At 67.7% G+C, this 24,346-nt stretch carries 17 protein-coding genes and 1 pseudogene; 12 read left to right on the top strand and 6 right to left on the bottom strand.

All coding sequences use genetic code 11. From position 1 onward, the window contains the following. The first annotated feature begins 102 nt into the window (after nt 1-102). A complete protein-coding gene (gene deoD / locus ACNFOC_RS01345) occupies nt 103-834 on the top strand; it encodes a purine-nucleoside phosphorylase (RefSeq protein WP_416955700.1) in 732 nt (243 codons plus the stop codon). Nucleotides 835-908: 74 nt separating this feature from the next. Here deoD and ACNFOC_RS01340 read toward each other — a convergent pair whose 3' ends face one another. Both ACNFOC_RS01340 and ACNFOC_RS01335 read right to left on the bottom strand, forming a co-directional pair. Beyond that, entirely contained in the window at nt 909-1,949 is a 1,041-nt protein-coding gene (locus ACNFOC_RS01340) for an ATP-grasp domain-containing protein (RefSeq protein ID WP_416955698.1), read from the bottom strand. Beyond that, entirely contained in the window at nt 1,946-2,371 is a 426-nt protein-coding gene (locus ACNFOC_RS01335; RefSeq protein ID WP_416955696.1) for a cupin domain-containing protein, read from the bottom strand. Before ACNFOC_RS01335 ends, ACNFOC_RS01340 begins: the two co-directional genes overlap by 4 nt. A gap of 583 nt (nt 2,372-2,954) precedes the next feature. On the opposite strand from ACNFOC_RS01335, the gene prs reads away from it, so the two are divergent. From prs to tal, 7 genes and pseudogenes are all read left to right on the top strand, one after another. After that, entirely contained in the window at nt 2,955-3,878 is a 924-nt protein-coding gene (prs, locus tag ACNFOC_RS01330; RefSeq protein WP_416955694.1) for a ribose-phosphate diphosphokinase, read from the top strand. After that, nucleotides 3,871-5,109: a DegT/DnrJ/EryC1/StrS family aminotransferase gene (locus ACNFOC_RS01325; protein WP_416955693.1), complete on the top strand. Its 1,239-nt coding sequence runs from the start codon at nt 3,871-3,873 to the stop codon at nt 5,107-5,109. The genes prs and ACNFOC_RS01325 overlap by 8 nt, the downstream gene beginning before the upstream one ends. Next, nucleotides 5,106-5,894: a dienelactone hydrolase family protein gene (locus ACNFOC_RS01320; protein WP_416955691.1), complete on the top strand. Its 789-nt coding sequence runs from the start codon at nt 5,106-5,108 to the stop codon at nt 5,892-5,894. The genes ACNFOC_RS01325 and ACNFOC_RS01320 overlap by 4 nt, the downstream gene beginning before the upstream one ends. Then, entirely contained in the window at nt 5,891-6,733 is an 843-nt protein-coding gene (locus tag ACNFOC_RS01315) for a hypothetical protein (protein WP_416955689.1), read from the top strand. Before ACNFOC_RS01320 ends, ACNFOC_RS01315 begins: the two co-directional genes overlap by 4 nt. A gap of 4 nt (nt 6,734-6,737) precedes the next feature. Next, the gene (locus tag ACNFOC_RS01310) at nt 6,738-7,754 is read left to right on the top strand and encodes a hypothetical protein (RefSeq protein WP_416955687.1); all 1,017 of its coding nucleotides are present in this window, start codon (nt 6,738-6,740) and stop codon (nt 7,752-7,754) included. Continuing rightward, nucleotides 7,751-8,968: an aminotransferase class I/II-fold pyridoxal phosphate-dependent enzyme gene (locus tag ACNFOC_RS01305; protein WP_416955685.1), complete on the top strand. Its 1,218-nt coding sequence runs from the start codon at nt 7,751-7,753 to the stop codon at nt 8,966-8,968. The genes ACNFOC_RS01310 and ACNFOC_RS01305 overlap by 4 nt, the downstream gene beginning before the upstream one ends. A gap of 75 nt (nt 8,969-9,043) precedes the next feature. Continuing rightward, nucleotides 9,044-10,156 (top strand): annotated as a pseudogene (gene tal, locus ACNFOC_RS01300) (transaldolase); the annotation flags it as partial. Between the two features lie 1,069 nt (nt 10,157-11,225). On the opposite strand, the gene ACNFOC_RS01295 reads toward tal, so the two are convergent. Further along, complete coding sequence (locus tag ACNFOC_RS01295) at nt 11,226-12,008, bottom strand: IclR family transcriptional regulator (protein ID WP_416955683.1); 783 nt, start codon at nt 12,006-12,008, stop codon at nt 11,226-11,228. 657 nt (nt 12,009-12,665) lie between these two features. On the opposite strand from ACNFOC_RS01295, the gene ACNFOC_RS01290 reads away from it, so the two are divergent. Together ACNFOC_RS01290 and ACNFOC_RS01285 are read left to right on the top strand one after the other, a co-directional pair. Then, nucleotides 12,666-14,075: a condensation domain-containing protein gene (locus ACNFOC_RS01290; protein ID WP_416955681.1), complete on the top strand. Its 1,410-nt coding sequence runs from the start codon at nt 12,666-12,668 to the stop codon at nt 14,073-14,075. Then, the gene (locus ACNFOC_RS01285; protein ID WP_416955680.1) at nt 14,072-17,863 is read left to right on the top strand and encodes an ABC transporter ATP-binding protein; all 3,792 of its coding nucleotides are present in this window, start codon (nt 14,072-14,074) and stop codon (nt 17,861-17,863) included. The genes ACNFOC_RS01290 and ACNFOC_RS01285 overlap by 4 nt, the downstream gene beginning before the upstream one ends. A gap of 172 nt (nt 17,864-18,035) precedes the next feature. On the opposite strand, the gene ACNFOC_RS01280 is transcribed toward ACNFOC_RS01285, so the two are convergent. The 3 genes from ACNFOC_RS01280 to ACNFOC_RS01270 form a co-directional block, all read right to left on the bottom strand. Continuing rightward, a complete protein-coding gene (locus ACNFOC_RS01280; protein ID WP_416955678.1) occupies nt 18,036-18,758 on the bottom strand; it encodes an HAD family hydrolase in 723 nt (240 codons plus the stop codon). 290 nt (nt 18,759-19,048) lie between these two features. Further along, a complete protein-coding gene (locus ACNFOC_RS01275) occupies nt 19,049-20,311 on the bottom strand; it encodes an MFS transporter (protein ID WP_416955676.1) in 1,263 nt (420 codons plus the stop codon). Nucleotides 20,312-20,675: 364 nt separating this feature from the next. Beyond that, nucleotides 20,676-21,002 carry a hypothetical protein gene (locus tag ACNFOC_RS01270; protein WP_416955674.1) on the bottom strand — a complete coding sequence of 109 codons (327 nt, stop codon included), beginning with the start codon at nt 21,000-21,002 and terminating at the stop codon, nt 20,676-20,678. A gap of 504 nt (nt 21,003-21,506) precedes the next feature. On the opposite strand from ACNFOC_RS01270, the gene ACNFOC_RS01265 reads away from it, so the two are divergent. Both ACNFOC_RS01265 and ACNFOC_RS01260 read left to right on the top strand, forming a co-directional pair. Next, nucleotides 21,507-23,087, top strand: coding sequence for an AMP-binding protein (locus tag ACNFOC_RS01265; RefSeq protein WP_416955672.1), 1,581 nt, complete (start codon nt 21,507-21,509; stop codon nt 23,085-23,087). Between the two features lie 110 nt (nt 23,088-23,197). Next, a complete protein-coding gene (locus tag ACNFOC_RS01260; protein WP_416955671.1) occupies nt 23,198-24,343 on the top strand; it encodes a nucleotidyltransferase domain-containing protein in 1,146 nt (381 codons plus the stop codon). The last annotated feature ends 3 nt before the right edge of the window (nt 24,344-24,346 follow it).

Here is a 24,346-nt window from a genome sequence, read left to right as displayed (position 1 = left end):
ACTTTCCAGACTTTAGCACATGGTGAGGTGTGGGTGATGAGTGGAGTTTCCGTGAGGTGAAAAGTGTTTGGAGGTTGATCGGCGTATGGTTAGCGTTCAGCTATGAGCCTCCACATCGATGCCGAACCCGGCGCGGTGGCGCCCAGGGTGTTGCTTCCGGGAGATCCGCTGCGCGCTCAGTTCATCGCAGATCGGTTTCTCGACAGGGCCGTACGTTTCAACACCGTGCGAAACATGCTGGGGTTCACCGGCTACTGGCGCGGTGAGCGTGTGAGCGTCCAGGGCACCGGCATGGGAGCGCCCTCCACCGCGATCTACGTGCACGAGCTGATGCAGGACCACGGGGCCGAGGTGCTGGTCCGTATCGGCACCTGCGGCGCGCTGCAGCCCGCACTGGAGGTCGGGTCGATCATTCTCGCGGCCGGCGCCTCGACGGAGTCGGGACTGCACCGCCGCCGGTTCCCGGGGGTCGACTACGCCGCCCTGCCGGATTTCGGGCTGTTGTTCGCGGCGTACACGGCCGCCCTGCGCAAGAGCGCCGCGGTCACCGTCGGTGGTGTCGCCACCATGGATGCCTTCTACCGGGACGAGCCGGACACCGTGGCCGCTCTGGCCCGCCACGGTGTCCTGGCCCTGGAGATGGAGACCGCCGCGCTCTACACCGCCGCGGCCGGCGTCGGCAGACGGGCGCTGTCGATTCTGACGGTGAGCGACAACCGGTACAGCGACAGCCACGCCACGCCGGAGCAGCGGGAGCGGGGGTTCGAGGCCATGATTGAACTCGCCCTCGACATGATCGTGGCTGTCGACCCCGTGGTGTCAGCCCGGCGGTGACGGTGTACGAGGTCGGGCGCGGTGTCTCGGTGGGCAGGTGCCCGGCCGTGCACGACAAGCTCCGCCGCGCGCCCTCAGGCCACACGGCTGCGCGTGTCCGTGGGGGAGCGTCCCAGCAGGGAGTCCAGACGTGCGGCGGCATCGTGCTCGGTGTCTCCGGCGACCGTGATCCGGGACGTGGCGAACACACCGCGGCCCGGATCATGGATGGGTGCTCCGTCGTACGGCTCCTCAACGGCCGCGCGCACCGCGTCGAGGTCGGCGCTGGTGGCAGCATCCGTGAAGACGGCATCCGTGAAGAGGTCGAGCAGCGGCGCCTGCGCCGCCATCGCCGATATCCGCAGCGTTCCGGAGATGCGTGGATTCACCTCAAGGACCATGGGCCGGCCGTCCGCGGGAACCACGAACTCCGTCTCGGAGAAGCCGGTTCCGCCGACCGCGAGCGCGGCGCGCACCGCGATCGCACGCAGCGTCGCGTCGAGTCCGGCAGGGAGTCTGCCGGGCGCGCAGACCCGGCGGCGGCGATAGGGCGGCAGCAGATCGAACTGGGTGACGCCTTTCCATACGGGCGGCAGCGTGACCGTCCGGCCGGCCGCCGAGACGAAGGTGTTGACGGAGTACTCGTCGCCGACGACGAACCGCTCCGCGTACTCGTCCGCCGAGAGCTCCGGCAATCCGTGCACCAGACGCGTGCCCTGGCCCTGGGTGCCGCCCCTGAGCTTCACCACGTGGGTGTCCCCGCCCGATCCGGCCCCGGGAGTGGTACGGATTCGCGCTTCCGACAACGCCCGGCGCAGGAGGACCTTGTCCCTCCCCAGACGTGCCGCGCGCGGGGAGGGCCCGAACACCGGCACACCCGTCGCGCCGACCAGTTCGGCCGCCCGGGCATCACGCTTGAGCGTCTCGTGCGCCGAGTGGAAGACGATCGTGCCGTCCGGTCCGTCGCACAGGACCCGACGCGCGGTGGCGGCCGCGTCGAGCGAGGGCGGCAGCACCCTGAAGCGGTGCTCCGCACCGCCGGCGCCGAAGGCGGGCAGCCACTCCATCAAGGAAGCCGCGGAGCAGAAGTGCGTGACGGTCCCGGGCGACGGGTCCGGTCGGTTCAGCGGGCTCATACCGCTCTCCCGACGGCGGGCCGCGGTACCGGCGCTCCCGGGTGCCACGGCACCGGATGGGTGTCCTGCGGATCGAAGGGCGCTTTCACGAAGCAAGCCCGCCAGATCCCGCTGTCCTCGTTGCGGAAGTAGTGCATCTCGCCGGGCGGGGAGCGGTAGTAGTCGCCGGGGCCGAACTCGGCACGTTTGCGGCCGTCGATCCACATCGAGACGACACCCTCCAGCACGAGGAAGCTCTCCTCCAGGTGTTCGTGGTAGTGGTTGACGGTCGAGTCACCGGGCCGCAGCCGAAGGATGCCGATGTCGACAGCGGGGCCCCGGCACAGATAGCCGGGCCCGTGTTCCACGTGCCGGTAACGCACGTCCGCGATGCTCTTCAGCACGGGAGAGTCGAGGGTCTCGTACTTCGACAGATCCGTCACAGGCGACCTCCGCGGGTTGTTTCGTGGCTGTGGTTCAGGACGGTTGCGTCATGGCGCTGCGTCAGGGCACGTGATGTTCCGACAGCCCTTGCAGCCGACGCGGAAACTCGTCCCGCAGATTCTTAATAGCGCCAGCCCGTTGGATGATGCACTCACCCACGCCGACTGTCAAGAAGTGAATTAACGCCGGAAATAGTTATCGCCAGGCGGGCACGAAATGCCGTCCCAGTCGTGTTGCGTCGGCATCACTCGGCCGTTTCGACTCCATGTCGACGAGCCGTGGTCAATGCCGGCAGGGACAGAGTAGGTGCAGGTGGGAGGAGTCATCGTAGTCCACCGGCGGCCGCCGCAGGGCCGCTCCGCCAGGTATATCCGGTGATATTTCCGCGTGATGGAAAAAGCGGGCTGGATTTCCTTGACGTGGAAACGCCTGCTTGTCCGGCCTGGCCCGAGAACCCTTGCCGGTTTACATATGGCCGTGATAGGCAATTAAGCAATCGAGGTGACCGCATCAATCGGTCTTCCAGGAGACGGAAGGTTCCCCGGAAGTGTTTCTTCTCATCGATATCGACGGAGACGCGTCGTGAGCACTCCCGTCTACGCGGTACCCGCACAGCCGGTGAACGGCTTCCGTGCCGCGCTCGCCCGGCAGTCCGGCTTCCACGCCGCGCACCACACGACCGCACGCATGGTCAATGGAAACATGGTCGTCGAGGCCGCCGAGGCCGCCGACACCACGGCTCCACGCGTCATCACGCTGTCGCCCACCACCTCGCCGGGCGAGGACCTGCTCGAACTGGTGCTGCTCGCCGACGCCCTCCACCGGTGCAGCCCGGCACCGGTCGTCTGCGTGCTCGAATACCTGCCCTACAGCCGCAGTTGCCGACTGACCGGCGAACGGCAGGCGCTGGGTGCCCGCGCCTTCATCCGTCTGCTCGAATCGGCACCGATCGACCGCTTCTACACATTCGACCTGCACGCCGGTGAACTGCTGGGCTTCTTCTCCCGCCCGGTGTCCACGCTCTCCACCCTGCCGCTGATCGGCTCGGCGCTCGGTTCGTCGCCCTCGGACGTCGTGGTCGGCCCCGACCGAGGCAGGTACGACGACTGCAGATCCCTGGCGGCCACGCTCGGCTGTTCCTTCGATCTCCTGCTCAAGGTCCGCGTCGGGCACACGGACTCCAGCCGTCTCCTCGGTGGAGCCGGAGAGGGCATCGCGGACCGCCGGATCGTGCTGTTCGACGACGAGATCACACGCGGAGAAACGGCGCTGCACGCCATCGACGCGCTGGCCGCGGCAGGGGCCGAGGACATCACGTTCGCCACCGTGTACGACTTCGCTTTCGCCGAGGTGAGGGCCAAGGTGCTGTCACACCCGTCCGTGACCGGCATGGTCACCACGAATCTCGGCCGGCCCGCGGAGCGCACGGTCGGCGAGCACCCGGCGCCGTACACGGTGCTCGACGCGGCCCCGCTCGCCGCCCGGGAACTCGGCAGGCATGGCTGACGGCCCGGGTGTCCCCGCGCTCACCCACCCCGTGCGCTGGCCCGTGTACTCGGCCGTGGCGCAGGCCCGGTGCGCGGAGCTGCTCGCCGCGGGCCGCAGCTTCGACTACGGGCACGGCCCGGAGATAGCGGCCCTGGAAGAAGACTTCGCCCGCCGCCACGACCGCGCGTTCGCTCTCGCGGTGAACAGCGGCACCAGCGCCCTCTTCCTCGCCTATCAGGCCCTCGGCATCGGAACCGGCGACGAGGTGATCGTCGCCGACTTCACCTTCCTGGCCACCGCGACACCGCTGTTCTGGCTGGGCGCCACACCGGTGCTCGCGGACTCGGGCGACGACTCCGGCTGTGTCACCGCGGACTCCGTCTCCCGCGTCCTGAGCCCGCGCACCCGCGCGGTCGCCGTCACCCATCTCTTCGGCCACCCCTGCGACATGGCGCCGATTCGCGCGCTGTGCGACGCACACGGACTCGCGCTCGTCGAGGACTGCTCGCACGCCCATGGCTCCACCGACGCGGGCCGTTCGGTGGGCACCTGGGGCGACGCCGCCGTCTACAGCATCGGCGGGCTGAAGATGGTCTCCGGCGGCATGGGCGGCGTCCTGCTCACCGACATCGAGCGCGTCCACGACCTGGCCTGCCTGGCCGCCGGATTCCAGCGCCGCTGCGAACTGACGGTCCGCAGCCCGCGGTTGCGCGAGCTCAGCGACGTCGGGTTGGGCGGCAACCTGAGGATCACCCCGCTCGCCGCCGTGCTGGCCCTCTCTCATCTCGTCGAGCTGGAAACGCTGGTCGAACGCAAACGGGTCGCCACCGAGCAACTGCGCCAGGAACTGATCAAGCTGCCCGGACTCGGGCTCCCCCACCAGCGGCCCGGCGTGACGCTCGGCGCCAGATACGGGGTGAACCTCGTCTACGACGAGTCGGTGACCGGCGTACCGCGCCACGAGGTCATCGACGCGCTCGCCGGCCGCGGGCTGAAGGTCGGTGGCCCCCGCACGATGCCGCTCCACCGCAAGTCGGTCTTCGCGGGCCACCCGGCGGCGTGCGCCGCCGACGTCACCAGGCGCACCGGCGGACGTAGGTACGTGTACGGCCCGGCGGACCTGCCGACCGCCGAGCGCCTGGCCGCGACCTGGCTCGGGCTGCCGGCGGACTACCTGCACAGCGGGTGCTCGCCGTTGGCCGACCTCTACGCCGAGGTCTTCGGCGCCGTGTGGAAGGAACAGCTGTGACCGGCCAGACCTGCCTGACCGCACTGCCGGAGGAGGTCCGCACTGTACATATCGACAGCGTTGGTGCCGATGGCGAAGCACTGCTGCGTCCCGTGCACACGGTGCGGCCGGCGAGCGGCACGCGCGGTGCCGTGACCCTCGTGCACCACCGAACCGGGATCGACGGGTTCGTCGAGGGTGTCGCGCGCCGCTGTCTGGACGCGGGGCTCGCCGTCGTCGTACCCGACTTCTTCCACGGGATCGCACCGCACCCCGACCCCGAAGTACGCAAGGCAGCGCTGCGTGACGACACGCTCCTGTCCGACCTGCGCCAATGCGCCTCCCTCACGAGCGACCTCGCCGACGGCCGTGCGCCGGGCATCCTCGGCTTCTGCATGGGCGGACGCATCGCCCTGCTCGCCGTCGCCGCGGGCCTGCCGTACGCGCGCGCCTGTTGTTTCTACGGCGGCGCGCCCAGGACGTCCTGGGGGCCCGGGCCGTCGCCGATCGACCGGATTGGGGCGGGGACACGCACTGTCCGTAGTCCGCTCGACATCCAGTTCCACCGGGGAACGCGCGACGACTACCCCTCCGCGGCCGATGCCGACGCCCTGACGACCGCTGTCGAGGACGCCGGCGGACAACTTCAGCTGTGCACGTACGCGGGGGCAGCGCACGCCTTCATGGATCCGGGCCGGGCGGACTGCTACCACCCGGAGGCGGCCGCCCGCGCCTGGGCGAGTGCCGCCGCCTTCCTCGTCGGCGTGCCAGAGTCCGTGACCGCGCAGACGGGAGAAACCGTATGACCGAGAAAGACAGGGCGGCCGACACGGCTGTGTGCCTGATCGCCCGTGACAAGTTCAGCGAGGCCCCGGCCGCGTTGGCCGCGGTGTACGCGGACCTCCCGGCCAGGACCTCGGTGACCATCGTCGACTGCGGCTATCCGCCCGAACTGCTGGATCGGATGGTGCGCTCGGCGCCCGCGCCACTGCCGCCGCCGCGCGTCGTGTCGTGCCCGCGGTTTGCCAATACCAACACCGCCTGGAACGCCTTCGTCGCGAGTACGACCGCGTCCGTACTGATCTGCGTGGAGAACGACGTCAGCGTCCGGCCGGGCTGCCTTCCCGGTCTGGTCGAGGGGCTGGCGGACGGCCGCTTCGACGTGGTCACGCCGGTGATCCACCAGGGGCGCCTCGGCGACGTCCACTTCGACCCGCCCGTCTCCGAGCTCGTCGACCAGCCGGACGGCGCTCTGCTCTCCCGCCTTGTCCGGCGCCCCAAGCCGGACCATCCGCGGGTACCGGGCACCCGCTCCATCGCGCACGTGGAGAAGCACTGCTACGCGATGACCCGCGCCGCCGCACAGCGGCTGGGCGAGCTCGACGAGCTGATGCACTGCCGCACCGACCTCGAACTGAGTCTGAGCTGCCGCAGCGCCGGTCTGCGCATCGGCATCCTGCCGGCGCTGGACGCCGTGTTCCGCAAGGAGCCGACCGTGCCGGACGACGTGGAGGTGTTCACCCACCGCTGGAACGTCGAGCGGGCCGGCGCGGCCAACGACCGGCTGGTGAAGAAGTGGCGTCTGACCCGATACAAGTCGTCCGTCGAGTTCGTCGGCGAGATGCTCGAACTCCTCGAAAGGTGATGCCATGTCGTTGGCCGTCCAGTTGGAACAGGACCTGTCCGTCCATGGCGTGGCGGTCAGGTTCGGCTCCGCCGTGGCCGATCACTTCGCCAGGCTGACACTCGACTACGAGCCGTTCTTCGTGCCTGCCGCCACCCGGGAGCCGGTCAGCTCCGACGCCGATCCGCTCACCTTCGCCGTGGACTTCGAGGACCCGGGGGAGAAGCGGCCGACGGACAAGCTGATCGCCGGGTCACTGGGAGACACCGTCGTCCTCGCCGAGGACGGCTCGGTGCGCGTCTTCGGCCCCGCCATAGACGACCAGCGGGCCTACAAAGAGGAGATCCGGGCCTATCTGACCGCCACGGTGCTGCGCAGGCTGGTGACCACACGCGGGGCGCAGCAGTTCCATGCCTCCGCGGTCGAGGGCGGCAGGGGCGCCGTCCTTTTCGCGGGAGCGAAGAAGATGGGCAAGACCTCCATGGCACTGCTGTCGACGCTCGGCGGGGCGTCGTACATGTCCAACGACATCACCTTGCTCTCCCTTGCCGACCAGGTCGCCGTCCTGGGCCTGCCCCAGCCGCTCACGGTCGGACTCGGCGCCGTCAACTGGTTCGCCACGCGGCGTCCGGAGAGCGGACTGGATCGCAGCCGGATCGATGGAGGGCTCACCGATCACCAGCTCTACAACCTGGAGATCGATGACAAGCAGGAACTGACGCGGTCCGCCATCGTGCGCCTGGGATGCGGCGTCAAGGACGGTCCCGCGCCCTTGTCCTCGATCGTGTTCCCGGAACCCAACCTCAGCCTCGACCGCCCGCGCATCCGCCTCCTCGCACGCGACGAGGCGATGACGCGACTGGCGATGCTGGCCGAGGCGTTCCTGAAGTGGGAATGGCCGGTGGCCCTGGGAGCCGACGCGTATTTCGACCGGATGCGGGAGGTCGTGTCCGCCGCCGTCGAGCAGGCGGACTGCTATCACTTCCAGTGGTGCCCCGACCACGACAGGAACCTCGATCTGCTGCGCGGGACAGTGCTGTGAGCGGCGCGACCGCATCACCTCGCGCCTGGCCGTTCTACTCCGACTCCGCCCGCCGAGGCGTCGACGCACTGGTGGCGAGCGGCAAGGTCTTCGTCTCCGGCACCAGCCGGCCGATCGAGCAGTTCGAGGAGCGCTTCCGGCACAGGCACGGCGATGTCGAACACGCCCTGATGACCAACTCGGGCACCTCCGCACTGCTGTCCGCGTACTTCGGCCTCGGTCTCCCGGCCGGCAGCGAGGTCCTCGTCCCCACCAACACCTACCGCGCCACGGTGACCCCACTGCTGCTGCTGGGCCTGCGGCCGGTGCTCTGCAACGCGGACCCCGCAACGGGCAACATCGACCTCGACGATGCGGTCGCGCGCATCACCCCGAACACCACCGCGATCGCCGTCACCCACAACTGGGGGCGCCCCGTGGAGATGGCCGCGGTGACGGCGCTGGCTCGCCGGCACGGCCTGGCCGTCCTAGAGGACTGTTCGCACGCACACGGCGCCGGCCTCTCTGGGCAGCCGGTCGGCACCTTCGGCGATGCCGCCGCGTTCAGCCTGGGCAATCGGAAAACGGTGTCAGGAGGCACCTCGGGCATCCTGCTGACGAAGCACCGGCACGTCTTCGAACGTGCCCTGCTGCTGGGGCAGCCCGAGGCGCGCGGTGTGCGTCAGGTCGTCGACACGGAGCTGGCCCGGTACGTGAGTTCGGGCTTCGGCGCCAACCTCCGGGCGCACCCGGTCAGCGCCGTCCTCGCCGCCGACCACCTCGACCGCCTGGACGAGACGATACGGATCAAGAACGACAACCTCGACCGGCTCGCGGCGCTGCTCGCGGACCGGCTGCCCGGTCTGCTGCCGCCGCGTCGCGGCGCGGAGTTCACCGCGGGCACCTGGTACGGCTACCAGTGCACGTGGCAGGGCGAGGCGGCGACCGATGCCGACCGCGACAGCCTCGTGGCCGACCTGCGCCTGCTCGGCCTTCCCGTGTCGGTGCCGGCTCCGCTACTGCACCACAAGGCGCTCTTCCAGGGCGCCCGCGTGGAGGGCGTACCGGGCCGCCCCGGCGGCACATCCGGTGACCCCGCGCAATACGCCGCGACGGACGCGATGCAGTCCCGGCTCGTCGCCTGGGACACACGCCACCTGTACGAGCCCGCCCCCGCGGTCCTTGAGCGGTGGGCTTCCGGCCTCGACGCCTACACGGCAACCCACCGGAAGTGACGCGCGCCGCACTTCGGCGACACCGCGGCCATGGCGAATACGGATGCCCACATACGAGCAAGTAGGAGATTTGCCATGACGGACACACTGAAACGCCTCTCCGAGGAGGGCGTCGCGATCTGGCTGGACGACCTGTCGCGCAAGCGGATCACCTCCGGCAGCCTCGCCGAGCTGATCGACCGGCAGCACGTGGTGGGCGTCACCACCAACCCGGCCATCTTCCAACGGGCGATCAGCGGCGGTGACGGCTACGAGGAGCAGCTGGCCGACCTCGCGTCCCGCGGGGTCACCGCCGACGAGGCCGTCCGCATGATCACCACCGCGGACGTCCGTGCCGCCGCGGACGTCATGCGCCCGGTCTTCGACGCCACCGGCGGCCGGGAGGGCCAGGTCTCCATCGAGGTCGACCCGCGTCTGGCACACGACACCGCCGCCACTCTCGCCGAAGCCAAGGAACTGGCCTGGCTGGTGAACCGCCCCAACGCGCTCGTTAAGATCCCGGCCACCAAGGCCGGACTGCCCGCCATCACCGAGGTCATCGGCAAGGGCATCGGCGTCAACGTCACGCTGATCTTCTCACTGGGGCGCTACCACGAGGTCGTGGAGGCCTACTTCACCGGCCTGGAGAAGGCCAGGGACGCCGGTCTGGACCTGTCCACGATCCACTCGACAGCGTCGTTCTTCGTCTCCCGTGTCGACACCGAGATCGACAAGCACCTGGACGCGCTGGGCACCCCTGAGGCCGAGGAGCTCCGCGGCAAGGCCGCCCTCGCCAACGCTCACCTGGCCTTCCAGCTCCACGAGGAGGTCTTCGCCTCCGAACGCTGGACCGCGCTGGCCGAGGCGGGCGCCAATGGACAACGCCTGCTGTGGGCCTCAACCGGAGTGAAGGACCCGGCCTACAGGGACACCCTCTACGTCGAGGAGCTGGTCGCCCCGGGCACGGTCAACACCATGCCCGAGGCCACGCTGAGGGCCACCGAGGACCATGGCACGATCACCGGCAACACCATCGCCGGCACCTACGAGCAGGCCCGCGCCGTCCTCGACGCCGTCGCACGGCAGGGCATCTCCTACGACGTCGTGGTCCAACTGCTTGAGGCCCAGGGCGTCGAGCAGTTCGAACAGGCTTGGAACGAGCTGCTGAAGTCGACCGAGGCGGAGCTTCGGCGCTTCGCCCCTCCGCAGGCGCGGCCGACTCTGGTGCGGGACCTGGGCGGGATCTACGAACTCGTCGATGATCCGGCACCCGCGACAGCGACGGCACGGGCACACCCGAACCACAACCTCGTCGGCATCGGTCCCGGCGGTGTGCTGCTCGGCTCATGGGTGGCCGCCTGCCTGGGCCGGGACTTCGCCTTCCTGCGCTACGAGCGCAAGAGCCACGGCACCCGCCGCCGTCTTGAGGGGCAGCACGACCCCCGGCGTCCCACCCTGTTGTTCTGCTCGACACCGGACGACGCCGAGGCCGCCCGTGCCGCCGGGATCCACGCGTCTGCCGTCCATCACACGGAGGCGACGCGGAACCCGAGCCTGGAGGCATGGCGTCCGCCCGCGCCCCTCAGCCACCCGGTGGCCGGTGCCGACCCGACGGAAGCGGCGGCGCTGCTGACGGGGGAACAGTTCGTCCGCTCGTCGGGGGAGCGGGCGCCGTTCTACTTCGAGACACTCGCGGCCGCACATCGCTACGACATCGGCGTCACCTTCGGCGATCACCTGCTCGGCGCCGACGAGCGGGCGGAGGTCTTCGCGGGCATCATGTGGGGCGGCTGCTGCCTGGCGGCGGTGGCGGCGGCGCGGCACGGCGCCCGGTTCGCGCTGATCGACCCGGACAGCGCCGACCCGCGGGTCCGCTGGCCTGTCCCGGGACCGGCGGTGTTCGTCGACGACCTGGTCAACACCGGTACGGACATGCGGCTTTGCGAGGCCATCGCCGACCGCAACGCCATCGACGAGGTCCGTTTCTCCGCCCTCTACAGCATGCACGAGACGGTGCGGCTGGCGCGCCATCCGGTCATGATCCTCTCGAAGCTGCGGTCCCCTGCGCTGGAGGCCGACCATGTCCCGTCATAGCGGATCGGGGCCTGCCGACCCGAGGTCCGTGGAACCGGTCCTGCCGCAGCGGGCGTTCATCCTGCTGGACCGCTGCCGCGAGGAGGCTTCCCACTCCACCGAAACGGCTCGCCGGTTCCGGCTGACGAGCCGCCGGGAGCCGAGGTGGACGGTCTGTGCCATGGACCGGCAGGCACGGCCGGGTTCACTGAAGGGCCATGCTTCGACCGGCGGTGGGTGCCGGTCCCGGAGAGTCGGTCATCCGGTGTGCCGCCTCGCGGACGAGGACGGTCAACTCCCGTCGCTGCGTGGCGTCGCTGGCCCGTTCGATGGGCAGGGCCAGCGACAGAGCCGCGACCATGGCACCCAGCCGGCCGCGCACCGGTGCGGCCACGACCCACACCCCGCGGTCCAGCTCTTCGTCGCAGACGTCATAGCCGCGGGCCCGCACGACCGACAGGTGGCGCATGACCTCGCCCACGGACTGGGGCGTCTCCGTGGTGTACGGCACCAGCGGGGCCGTGACCAGCATTGTTCTGACCCTGCTGTCCGACAGGTCGGACAGCAGGACCCGGGCCGAAGCCGCCGCGTGCAAGGGCATCTCCTGGCCGAGCTGCACGAACAGCCGCAGTGGATATCTGCCTTCGGCCAGGCTCACGCACACCACTCGCCCGTCCCTGAACTCAGTGAGGAAAGCCGTCTCTCCGGTCCTGTCCACCAGCGTGGTCAGCGCGGGATGGGCCACGGTGGGGGCGAGGTGACGGGGCGGGCTCTGGGCGGCGACGATCTCACGCAACGCCGGGCCCGGAAAGTAGCGCTTGCCCACCTCGGACCGGACGATGTACTGCTCTGCCTCAAGAACGGCGAGGAGACGATGCATGCTGGCGATCGGTATGTTCAGTTGCCGACTGAGGACTTGCAGCGTCGCACCTTCGTGTACGTCGGCCACGGCCCGGAGAACACGCAAGGAACGGACCACAGGTTGCATGGATTCTCCCTAAGCATCGCTGAGATTTTCTGTTTCTTCTCGCAGCACCGGTAGAAGTGACCTCCCTGCATCTCGGATGGGTTCGCAATCCGTCTCTTCCAGCTAGAAAGCGCTCTCGCTCTAAGAAGTGCATCCCGCTCAATAAACCGGTCCGTCAATCTTCTCCGTCAATCTTCCCGGCCGGCGCGTGGCGGTCCCTCCGGATGGGCTGGTTCCGGTCTTCGTCTGCCGAGGTTAAGAGGGCTCTCACGAGTTGAGCAAGCCCTTTCTTCTAACCCTTAGTAAAAATTCACAAGCGCCTCGCGACATCATGGCTCGTCAAGTGGGTGCCTGCTGCACGCTGGTCCCGAGGAAGGGGAGCCGGATCGAACGGCCGAAAAGGGGGTCAGGTACCGATTTGTGGCGCGGGGCTTCACTTGGGGTGCGGCAAACCGCGCGCGGCTGTTATTTTGCCGATAATTGAGAAACTCTTGAGGTGGAGGTGGTGTTGACAACCGTTTTCTGTTCGGATTGGATATCCCGAGCGTCGATTCTGTAAAAGGTATGGGCCCTCTCCCGCGCTCTCTCTTTCGTCGAGAGAATTGACGTTCGGTGGAGGTGCGCCCCTGTTTCGAAATTTGTTGTAACGGTGAGGCAGGAAAGGGAAACGAGGCGAGCATGGATAAAATAACCATTCACTTCGAAGGTGAACGCGACGCGACTGCCCCTCTTACGTGGGCGCAGCGGAGGACTTGGCGAGGCTCTCGCCTCAAGTACCGCCCATTCGTCCATGTCCAGCCTGTTCCATCGGGGAAAGAACTCGGTGAAGTCAGCAATGCCGTCAAATGGGCGTTGGAAGAGTTCGAGTCCCTGCGGACGGTATTTCCATTGGGTGCCGACGGATCCCCTTACCAGAAGGTCGAAAAAGCTGGATCGGTAGAGATCTTCAAAATTCCGATCGGTGAGTCCACTGCGGAAGCCGATATTCAAAGTGCGATACACCGCCTTAAAGAGGATCGCTTCGACGTCACATCAGATTTCGGGGCCTTGTTCGCCATAGCAACTTGCGCCGACGTTCCAACGCACCTTGTTTGTCTGGTTTCCCATCTTGCAGTTGACGGTCATGGCCGAGAGGCGCTGGGAGTGGCGCTCGACAACCACTTTTCCGGCGGGAGTGATCGGTCACCGGCGTCCCCGATGCAGCCGGTGGACCGAGCGCGGCTGGAGCAGTCAACGAAGTGGCAGGAGAAGAGCGCTCGATCCCTTGAATACTGGAAATCGGTCCTGGAAAAGCTTCCGCAAGACGGCGCCCGGTCGGCGGTGATGGATTCTTGCGCGCTGAGGGCTGCTGTTTCAGTCATCTCCAAGAAGTGTTCCATGAGTACATCCACTGTCTACCTGGCCGCTATGTCGGTTATTACTGGCGCACTCATCGGCAGGAGCAAATCCTCTTTCCTGCTGCCGGCCTCCAATCGTTCGAACCAGGAAGAACGTGCGTTTGTGGGGGAGCTTGTGCAATTTGCCCCCGGGGTGCTGGAATCGCTCGATATTCCTTTCGAGGAAATAGTCGGCGACGCCTGGAAGGCGAGCACCAAGGGGTACAGATTCAGTCACTACGACGAGCAGGCGCTCCAGTTGATGCTCACCGACCTCGACGAAGGAAGCGAGTGTAAAAGGGATTTCGATTTTTCCCTCAATGACATGAGAAGTTCCATGCAGGGGGATGGCTACTGCGGAGCAGTGGAAAAGATTCGCGATCTCGCGAAGCAGACGAAAATCGAGCCACGCGAAAATGTGTATCAAGGTGGTACTCGTTTCCTGTCGTTCGCCCTCCGGGGCGACAGCAACCATGTACTCACGATCGCTGTTCACGACGCGTACTTCCCGGAGTTTCCCGTTCCGCACATTTTGCTGGCAATCGAGGCTCTGGTGGTCGGGGTGGCCACGGGGGATGTAGAGGCACTCGACCACCCCATGCGATTCGCGCGAGCCTGTCTGAAGATTACACCTCAGGGAGTCAGGCCGGAGGCGGACATGGGCGGCCGTCTCGCCGACCACGGTGTCGCCGGGCGGAGCGGGAATCGATGATCGCGGAACCGTCGGCCGGTCCGGGATGGGTTCGACGCCTGTGGACGCATATGCTCCGGCATCGCAAGGAAATGATGCTTTCACTGCTTGGCGCGGTATTCGGTAGCGTCTGCATGATTGCCACGCCCATGGTCGTGCGGCATATCGTCGATGACGTCGTCCTCGCCCACAGGGTGGCGTTGCGGCCGTGGCTGACCTTGGCCCTGATACTCGGTGCCGCTACGGTCGGCTTTGAATTCCTCCGTCGTTTGTCCGGTGCTCGCCTTGCCCTTGAAGTCGAGTTCGACCTGCGCAACGCCATGCACAGACATCTTCAGTCCATGGACGCGGAGAACCTGGACCGCATGCCGACGGGCCAACTCGTCGGGAGAGCCAATTCCGACACCACCCTGATCCAAGGACTGCTCAACTACTTCCCGTTCCTGGGCAGCGACGCCCTGCGGGTGGTGCTGGCGGTCGGGGTGATGCTCTTCCTGTGCCCCCTGCTGGCCATCGTCAGCATCGTCATCGTGCCCATGGTGCTCGGTGTCTCCTACCGGATGCGCTGGAAGGTGTTCCCTGCCACGTGGGACGCCCAGCAGCGTCTGGGCGACGTCGTCCAGATCGTCGACGAGGACCTGAACGGCGTGCGGGTTGTGAAGGCTTTCGGCCAGGAGCAGCAGGAAGTCGAGCGACTGGCCGAGTCGTCGCGGGCCGCCTACGGTTCGCAGATGCGCCTGGTGCGCCTTCAGGCCCGCTACCAGCCGGTTCTGCAGGCCATTCCGGTCTTCGGGCAGGTCGCTGTTCTGGCCCTCGGCGGCTGGATGGTGCTGCGCCACGAGATCACACTGGGCACGTTCCTGGCCTTCTCCACCTACATCGCCCAACTCATTCCGCCCGCAGGACGGTTGGCCCGCCTCCCCATCATCGCGCAGCAGGCCAGGGCCGGCGCCGAGCGCATCTTCCAGCTCATCGACATGCGTCCCGCCATCGCCGACGCACCTCATGCGACCGAACTGCCCACCCTCACCGGAGAGATCACCTTCTCCGGTGTTCACTTCTCCTACCCGCGAGGCACCGAGGTGCTGCGCGGCCTCGATCTGCACATCCCGGCAGGGTCGCGGGTCGCCATCGTCGGCCCGAGCGGAAGCGGCAAGTCGACGGCGGTGGCGCTGGTGTCGCGCATCCACGACCCGCAGCAGGGTGCCGTGCTCGTTGACGGCCACGACGTACGGGACGTGACGCTGCACTCCCTGCGCAGCCAGGTCGGCGTGGCATTCGAGGAGAGCTTCCTGTTCTCCGAGTCGGTTCGGGACAACATCGCCTACGGCTGCCCGGACGCCAGTGACGCGGACATTGAGCGGGCGGCACGCGCCGCCGGCGCCCACGACTTCATCATGGACCTGCCCCGTCGCTACCACACCGTGGTGGGCGAGCGGGGACAGAGCCTGTCGGGCGGGCAGCGCCAGCGGGTGGCCCTCGCCAGGGCGCTGCTCTACGACCCCCGGGTCCTGATCCTCGACGACGCGACCAGCGCGGTGGACGCCTCCACCGAGGAGGCCATCCACGACGCCTTGCGCGAGGTGATGGCCGGGCGGACCACCGTCCTGGTCGCACACCGCCGCTCGACCCTGCATCTCGCGGACCGGATCGTGGTCATGGACCGCGGCCGAGCCGTGGATACCGGTACTCACGACGAACTGATGGAGCGCAACGCGCTCTATCGGACACTGCTCACCGGGGGCCTCGACGAGGACGCGGCCGGCGGCGATATCGAGGCGCTGGCGTCCCTTTCCGCCACCGGCACGACCGTCACCGTACGGAACGAGACGCGTCAGTCCGGCCGGGTCGATGGCGGCCGTGGCCGGCGCGGCAAAGTGGAGGCTCCTCCCGAACTGCTGGCCCGCGTGGCGGCACTCAAGCCGGTGCGCGACATGCCGGCCGTCGACCTCGAAACCGAGTCACGCAGGGACCCCTCGTTCAGCCTCGGCCGGCTCCTGTCGAGATTCCGCCGCCTGCTCCTGCTCGGCCTGCTCCTGGTCGTCCTCGACGCGCTGGCCTCGCTGGTCGGCCCCTACTTGGTCAAGAACGGCATCAACAGTGGCGTGACGGCCGGATCCGAGACGGCCTTGTTCACCGCATCCGGCGTGTACCTGGTGGTGGCCCTGGTCGGCATGACCGCCGAGATCGGCGGCACGTTCGTGACCGGCAAGGCCGCCCAGCACATCATGCTGTCCCTGCGGATCCGGATCTGGGCCCAGTTGCAGCGGTTGTCCCTCGATTACTACGAGGGCGAGATGGCCGGACGTATCACGACCCGGATGACCACCGACGTCACCCAGTTCGAGTCGCTGATCGAGAACGGCGTGCTTTCGGCGATTGTCTCGCTCGTCACTTTCGTCGGCGTGGGGATAGCGCTGCTCGTACTCAACCCCGAACTGGAAGCAGTCATGCTCCCCGTCGTCGTCCCGCTCGCCATCGCGGCTGTGCTGTACCGACGCAAGGGCAGCGTTTTCTACGACCGGGCCAGGGAACGGATCGCCGTCGTCAACGCCGACTTCCAGGAGAGCCTGTCCGGGGTCCGTGAATCACAGGCTTTCGTCCACGAGGAGGTCACCAGAGCCCAGTACCGCCGACTCGGCCAGGACTACATTGCTGCCCGTATTTCAGCCCAACGGCTGATGCTTGCCTATTTCCTCTTCGTGCAATTCCTCTCGGACACCGCGGGTGTCGCCGTGCTGGGAGTGGGAGCCGGGATGGTCATGTCCGGGCACCTGACCTCGGGCGCACTGATCGCGTTCATCCTCTACACCGACCTGTTCTTCGCACCCATCGAACAGCTCTCGCAGGTCTTCGACTCGTGGCAGCAGACCCGAATATCGGTGAACCGCATCGCTGACCTCATGAAGATCGACACCCGCACGCCGAACCCGGAGGATCCCGAGGGCGTTGGTGAGCTGACCGGTGAGGTGGTCATCGACGACGTGCACTTTTCCTACCCGACCAAGGCAACCAGGAACGGATCCGCCCCGGAGCGCAGCGGTCCGAAAGACGTCCACAGCCTGCAACACGCCGACGCCCTGGCGGCCCCGCCACCTGAGGCGCTGCGCGGCGTCAACCTGCGTATCGCGTCGGGTGAGACGGTCGCGCTCGTCGGTGAAACAGGCGCGGGCAAGTCGACACTGATGAAGCTGGTGGCACGCTTCTACGATCCGGACGGGGGTGCCGTCCGCGTCGACGGTCACGATCTCCGCGCGCTCGACCTGCTGTCGTACCGCCGCCGACTCGGCTACGTACCGCAAGAAGCGTTCCTGTTCACCGGATCGGTCCGCGACAACATCGCCTACGGCCGGCCCAGCGCGAGTGACGCCGAGGTCGAGGCGGCGGCGCGGGCGGTCGGTGCCCACGACTTCGTCGCCGGGCTGTCCGGCGGCTATCGGCACGAGCTGGCCGAACGCGGCCGGTCGCTGTCGGCCGGGCAGCGTCAGCTCATCGCGCTGGCCAGGGCCGAGTTGGTCGACCCCGTCCTGCTCTTGCTGGATGAGGCCACCTCCAACCTCGATCTCGCCACCGAGGCCCGGGTCGCGGCGGCGATGCAGCGCGTCTCGCGCGGCCGGACCACGATCGTGATCGCGCACCGCCTGCAGACGGCCCGGGCCGCGGACCGCATCATCGTGCTCGATGCCGGCCGGATCATCGAGGCCGGGCGGCACGAGGAATTGCTCGCCGAGGCCGGCAAGTACGCGGCGATGTGGGAGGCGTTCGAGACGGCCGGCCACGCCGGAGCGCACACGGCGCTCGAAACGTAGGCCTTGCGTTTCCTAGTCCCAGCCGGTGTTGTCACTCCAGAGTGAGGGGACAGCCGCGGGGACCGAGGAGGTCGGTGACGGTGTCGTCGCCGGCGGAGGGCGCAGGTGTACTGGTCGGCTGTTGTCGAGGAGGAGCGAGATCGTCAGGACGTCGGCATGGCGTGGGCAGGCCTCAGACGGTGAGTGCGGAGGGGAGTTCGTCAAGTGAGTGGATGACGTGAATGCCATCGCCGACGGTCCTGCCGGAGCCTGTGTTCGCCCGGTCGAGCCAGTACGCGCGCAGCCCTGCTTCGTGTGCTCCCACGGCGTCGACGATGTACTTGTCTCCGACGTAGGCCACTTCGTGCGGCTGAAGCCCGATCTTCGCGCAGCCCGCGAGGAAGATGCTCGGCGCGGGCTTGGCCGCGCCGAGTTGCTCGGAGCACACCAGCCTGTCGCCGAAGTAGGGCAGCAGGCCGACAGCGTCGAGTTTGTGACGCTGGTGGTCGGCGGAGGAGTTGGAGACGATGCCGAGGCGGTAGCCGGGTGCAAGTTTCCTGAGAACGGGCTCGGCGTCGGGGAACGCCGTCCCGGCGGCGTCGCGGTGGGCCTCGTATCGCGAGAACCAGACAGAGGCTTCGTCATCCGACAGACCGGCGTGTGTGGCCTGCCCGGAGTCCGAGAGGAACTGCCGGGCGCGTTCACGCTGTTGTCCGGTGAAGGTGAGATCGCCGTCGAGGAAGCGGCCGTACTGCGTTTCCATGATCTTCCGCCAGAGCGCGACCGCCGCGGCGTGGTCCGGGAACCGGTCGAGTAGCCCTTCCGCCCGTAGATGGGCGAGCAGGCCGACCTCCTCCGCGGTCGAGTAGTCGAACAGGGTGTCGTCCACGTCGAAAAGCACACCGTGGATCGGCATGAGGTCCCCCTCCGGTCCTTACGAGGTTTTGGAACGACCGCCAGTAGGTCGCGGCGGGTCGAGATCGGGAGTGGGAGTGTGCCTGAGCGGGAAGCGCTAGCCGGACGTTTCCGCGGGACATGTCAGCGAAGTCCGTAGGGACAATTTCTGGAGCCGGCGTCGAGATTGCCTCGAATGTGTCGCGAACATCATCCGCGTACGGACCGAAGGTGACCACAAGATCGCGGAACCTCGTCGAGTCGACAGGGCTGCTCTCCTGTGCCGATTCGTGCGCACGCACTCTTCGGAGCTCAGGCCAGCTGGGATCCTCTGCGCTCCGGGATGAGCGGCATGACCGCGGCGTCCAGGACGTAGAGCGCGGCGAGCAACGCGATGGCCGGCGAGAAGCCGTGTTCCGTGGAGATGAAGGCGATCGTCATGGGCGCCAGACCGCCGACCGCGCGGCCGATGTTGAACAGCACGTTCTCCGCCGTCGCGCGGATGTCGGTGGGATAGACCTCCGCCATAAGGGCACCGAGGCCACCGAGCATGCCGTTGACGAAGAAGCCCATCACCGCACCGCCGATGAGGAGTCCCGTCGAACTGGTCAGTTGGCTGTACACGAGCACGCTCACGGCGGCGCCGAGTTGGTAGGCCCAGAACGCCGGCCGTCGCCCGAGGCGGTCGGCGACCTGGCCGAAACAGAAGATGCCGCAAGCCATGCCGAGGACGGTGACGGAGGTCCACAGCCCGGACCTGGTCAAGCTGTAGCCGAAGTCGGTGGCGAGATAGGTGGGCAGCCACGTCATGATGCCGTAGTAGCCGAAGTTCTGCACCGAACAGAGCACCAGAATGCCCAACGTGGCCTTGAGCGTGGTGCGGTCCCGGCCGAGGCGGCGCAGCTGTTCCCGCCAGCCGGCGATGGGACGCTCCTTGCGCTGCTCGAAGCTGGGGGGCTCGCCGATGCCCCGGCGGATGAAGAAGGCGCCCAGGGCCGGCAGTACACCCAGTGCGAAAAGGCCACGCCAGCCCCAGTGGTCGATGATGAACGGCGAGCAGAGGGCCGCCACGAGCACCCCGAACTGCCAGCCCAGACCCACGAGCGCCGTGGCCCGAGCCCGAAGCCGGCTCGGCCAGGCCTCCGCAGCCAGGGCCATTCCTATTCCGAACTCACCGCCGAGACCCACTCCCGCCATGAAGCGGAGCACTGTGAGAAGCGTGAAGTCCTGAGCCACCGCGCAAAGACCGGTGCATATGGCGAACAGCAGAATCGACCAGGTGAGCATCCGCACTCGGCCCAGTTTGTCGGCGAGAACCCCGAAGACGATTCCGCCCAGTACCGCCCCCCACAGGGTGGCGGTGGTAAGGGAGGCGGCGGCAGCCTTGGAGATTCCGAAATCCGAGGAGATCGCGGCCATCGAGAAGCTCAGGATGAGTAGGTCGAAGCCGTCCATTGCGTAGCCCGACGCCGAGGCCACTATCGCTTTCCTCGCGTAGCGGTCGATATCCGTGAGCGAGGTGACTTGCGGGTGTGTACTCGGCTGTGGCGCAGTGACGTGTTCGCTCTTTGCCATGAGGTCTCCCTGTGATCGGGGTCGGTGGAGCTCCTTCGATCCTGCGCCGGGTGAAATCTTTCCGTAGGGCGGAAAGAAAGCCGCCCTTGGCCAGCCGTATCCTGGGAGCTCCGCGTCGGGGGAGTCAACAGCTCTGGTCGTGTGACGTTCGACTTCCCGATCTTTTTACCTCCGGGAAATATGAAACCGCAGAGGGCGGCATTGACAGCCCAAGAGGCGTCGCCCAGGATGATGCGACCCGGCCCCGGGAGTTTTTCCGTGAGATGAAAATTGTGCCTTCCGGCCGACCTGGCGGAAGAATGCAGAAAAGCTCCCATCAGACCCGCGAGCGGCAGAAGGAGTCGTCTTGATGGCCTTCAGGAAATCATTCGACGACCACCTTGCCGCGGACCTTCGCGGTATCGGCGCACCCGCCCCGGCCACCGACCTCGGCCGCGCAGTCGCGGCGCCGCGGATCGTGCTCGTCCCTGCCGCCGCGCAACCGCCGGCCGCGCGGCGAACCAGGATCGCGGGCGTGGCCGACCAGCCCGACGTCGTGACCGACCTCGCTGTTGCCACCGGTGTGTCGATCACGCTCACGACCGGGGTGGCGCTGCGGACGTGGTGTCCCGATGAGTCGCTGCGGGACATCGACTGGATCGATCTGCGGGTGCCGACTCCCGACGACGCCTACGACCTGCGGCGCGTGCACGGTCCGGCCCGCGCGACAGCGAACGCGGCGGGTGACGCTTTCATCATCGTGAGGGCGCTCGACGTCGCATGGCGCGCGGCGCACGGACACCATCCGGACCAGGGCCTGCCACTTCCGTCTCGACGAGGCCGGACTCGGCGCCTTCTGCGCGGCCGTGTCGCATCGCCTCGCCCTGATCCACCGTGTCCCGGCGGACCTTGCCGCGGTAGAACGGCTGCGTCCGGCGGCCGCCCCGGAGCCCCTGCCCGAGCCGACCGCGTCGTGTTCGGGTTCGGGTTCGGCGCACCAGTGGTACGCGACGGTGTGCCACGCATGGCGAAGAACCGCGTGCGACCCATTCCCGCCGACCGCATCGGCACTCCCGCCGACCGCGTCGGCCAAGCCATTCCCCACCCGGGGCCCGTGCCCTCGGGCGGCCCTATCCCGGCGCCGGTGCGGCGATCGAACGGGTACACCCGCCCCGCACGGGCGGCCGCCTCACGGTTTCCTCAGAAAGGATGCGGGATGACGACACCTCCCCCTCTCTTCGCGAGAATGAGCCCGGTCGAGCCCGATGACGGTGATCCGGCGTTGCGGCTGGAGGAGTTGGTGCGCCGCAGTGCCCGTCGTGCCCCGAACAAGGAAGCTCTGCGGATCGGTTCGCTCAGCGTCTCCTACGGCGAGCTGATCGGGACCGCCGAGAGGTGGGCGGCGGTCCTGCGTACCGCTCATCCCGCCGGCACGCCCCAGTTCATCGGTGTGCTCTGCGACCGGACGCTCACCGGGTACACCGCCGTACTGGCGGCACTGTGCGCGGGCGCCGCGGTTGTCCCGTTCACGCCGGACACGCCGTCCGGGCGGCTTGTCCGTCTGTTGTGCGACCAGCCGTTGGACGCGTTGATCGTGGACGAGGCAGGGGCTGCGAAGGCCAAGGACGTGGCGGCGCTGTGCTCCCTGCCGTCGTTGTACGCGCCCGAGTCCGATCCGACCTCGCTCATCAGCGGGCACGTCGTGCCGACCGGTCCAGAGGGCCCGAACAGGACCGCCTACGTCATGTTCACCTCGGGGTCCACCGGCCGGCCCAAGGCGGTCCCGGTGACCCATGCGAGTACCTGCCACTTCCTGGCGTGTGTGTGCGAGCGCTATGGACTGACAGCTCGTGACGTCTTCAGCCAGACCTTCAGCCTCACCTTCGACCTCGCCTTCTTCGACCTGTTCGCGGCCTGGTCGTCCGGCGGGACGTTGGTATACGTGCACTCCGCGGCGCTCGCCCGGGTGGCACGGGTGGTGGAGAGAGAGGGCCTGACCGTCTGGTTCTCCGTCCCCGGCGCGATCCCACTGGCGCGGCGGTCGGGCGCGTTGGCCCCGGGCAGCATGCCCTCGCTGCGCTGGAGCCTGTTCTGCGGGGAACCGCTGCTTGCCGCCGACGCGGCGGTCTGGCAGCGCGCGGCCTCCGGTTCCGTGGTGGAGAACCTGTACGGCCCCACCGAGTTGACGATCGCCTGCACGGCCTACCGCTGGGACCCGGAACGCACGGAGGAGGGAGCCCACGGCATCGTGCCCATCGGGGAACTCTTCGCCGGCCTTGAGGGGATCCTGCTGGCGGAGTCCGACGAGCCTGCCCCGGAGCAAGGAGAATTGTGCGTAACCGGGCCGCAGATGTTCTCCGGCTATCTCGATCCCATGGACGACGAGGGCCGCTTCCTGCACCGCGACGGCCGACGGTGGTACCGCACGGGTGACCTGGTCCGCCGGAGCGGCCGTGCCGGGCTGCTCTACCTGGGGCGTACCGACCACCAGATCAAGATCCGCGGCTACCGCATCGAGCCGGCGGAGATCGAACAGCACCTGCGCGCGCTGCCCGGAGTGGAGAATGCCGTCGTTGTCTCTCTCGGCGAAGGGGCCGCCCGCGGCCTCGTCGCCTTCTGCGCCGGCTCGGATCTGGACTCGGCCCGCCTGGAGGGCGAACTGCGCGATGAGTTGCCCGCGTACATGGTTCCCAGCCGATACGTCGTGCTCGACCAGCTTCCGGTGAACGAACGCGGCAAGACGGACCGCGAAGCGCTCGCCGCCTCCCTCTCTCCAGTGGCCTCGGCCGGACCCTGACGAGAGCGCGTGTCACATGTGCTCCTACGTGCCCCTCCCTGCCCGGACGACATCCGCGACGCGCTGTTCGTGATCGAGCGGCTTCTCATCGATTCGGTGGTGACATTCCGATGGCCACGACATCTCTGCCTGAGCGGGCCGAGTTCCGGCTTCTTCTCGCACTCAGCCGACCGTCCTTGACGGTCGACGAGGTCACTGAGGTCAAGCAGTTGATCGATTCCGTCGGAGAGGACCTCGACTGGGGCCTGTTCATCGAGCGGGCGCTGAGACACAAGGTGTTTCCGCTGGTGGGACACCACATCATCACGTACCGGCTGTTCCAGGGCGACGGGCGGACGCGGCGCATCCCCCACCCGCAGATCTTCGAGAGCGGCCATGTGGCCAACAGGGAGCGGAACGCCGGACTGTTCGAGGAGTTCGGGCAGGTCATCCGCTGCTTCGAGTCCTCCGGTCTGCGTTACGCCGTACGCAAAGGCCCGCTGATCGCCGAGCACCTGTACCGCAACCCCGCCCTGCGTCCGATGAGCGATCTCGACCTGCTCATCGACCGTACCGACGCGATGGCCGCCGGAGAACTGCTCGGCGCCCTGGGCTATGCACAAGGCTGGGTCGACACCGACGGGCAGGAGGTGAAGGAGTTCAGCCGCAGGACCCGTGCCTACTGGCGGCTGAACCTGAAGAACGAGCTGCCCTATGTGAAGATCACGCACCGCGACTTCATCGAGTCGTTCAACGTCGACGTGTGCCTGGACATTTTCCAGAGTTCCGGCGCCGCGGTGACGACGGCCGAACTGCTGGACCGCCGTATCGAGGTGTCGGTGTGCGGTACGACCGGGTCGGCCCTGGCGCCTCCGGACCAGTTCATAGACCTGTGCTCCCATCTGCACAAGGAGGCCACCAGCCGCTACTACATCGCGGCGGGCTTCGACCTGCAGATCCTCAAGTTCCTCGACATCGCGCTGGCCTGCCGGCAGCTCACGGAGCAGGGACTGTGGCCCGCCGTGCGGGAGCGTGCCCGACAGTACGGAGCCGAGGCCGTCGTCTACTACGCGATGTACTACGCCGCCCAGCTCTACCCGGACTACGTCCCTGACGCCGAACTGGCCGCGTTGTGTCACGTGCCCCTCGACTACCTGGACGAGTACGGGGCCATGGACGGCGAGGCCCGCCGCTGGCAGGAGCCGTTCTGGCACCGCCTGTTCGACATCGGCCGGGGCAAGGCGCTGCGGGACACCGTCCAGCTACCGCGGACCTGAGGA

It is taken from the genome of Streptomyces colwelliae, assembly GCF_048158785.1.
Taxonomy (GTDB): Bacteria; Actinomycetota; Actinomycetes; order Streptomycetales; family Streptomycetaceae; genus Streptomyces.
Note: the sequence above shows the minus strand (reverse complement) of the source record. Positions and strands in the feature narration are given on the sequence as shown.

Bases quoted from the DNA above. Each gene is read 5' to 3' on its own strand.
- ACNFOC_RS01265 (WP_416955672.1), top strand. From the start codon at position 21,507: ATGACGACACCTCCCCCTCTCTTCGCGAGAATGAGCCCGGTCGAGCCC.
- ACNFOC_RS01285 (WP_416955680.1), top strand. From the start codon at position 14,072: ATGATCGCGGAACCGTCGGCCGGTCCGGGATGGGTTCGACGCCTGTGG.
- deoD (WP_416955700.1), top strand. From the start codon at position 103: ATGAGCCTCCACATCGATGCCGAACCCGGCGCGGTGGCGCCCAGGGTG.
- ACNFOC_RS01340 (WP_416955698.1), bottom strand. From the start codon at position 1,949: ATGAGCCCGCTGAACCGACCGGACCCGTCGCCCGGGACCGTCACGCAC.
- ACNFOC_RS01310 (WP_416955687.1), top strand. From the start codon at position 6,738: ATGTCGTTGGCCGTCCAGTTGGAACAGGACCTGTCCGTCCATGGCGTG.
- ACNFOC_RS01315 (WP_416955689.1), top strand. From the start codon at position 5,891: ATGACCGAGAAAGACAGGGCGGCCGACACGGCTGTGTGCCTGATCGCC.
- ACNFOC_RS01280 (WP_416955678.1), bottom strand. From the start codon at position 18,758: ATGCCGATCCACGGTGTGCTTTTCGACGTGGACGACACCCTGTTCGAC.
- ACNFOC_RS01275 (WP_416955676.1), bottom strand. From the start codon at position 20,311: ATGGCAAAGAGCGAACACGTCACTGCGCCACAGCCGAGTACACACCCG.
- ACNFOC_RS01260 (WP_416955671.1), top strand. From the start codon at position 23,198: ATGGCCACGACATCTCTGCCTGAGCGGGCCGAGTTCCGGCTTCTTCTC.
- ACNFOC_RS01290 (WP_416955681.1), top strand. From the start codon at position 12,666: ATGGATAAAATAACCATTCACTTCGAAGGTGAACGCGACGCGACTGCC.
- ACNFOC_RS01325 (WP_416955693.1), top strand. From the start codon at position 3,871: ATGGCTGACGGCCCGGGTGTCCCCGCGCTCACCCACCCCGTGCGCTGG.
- ACNFOC_RS01295 (WP_416955683.1), bottom strand. From the start codon at position 12,008: ATGCAACCTGTGGTCCGTTCCTTGCGTGTTCTCCGGGCCGTGGCCGAC.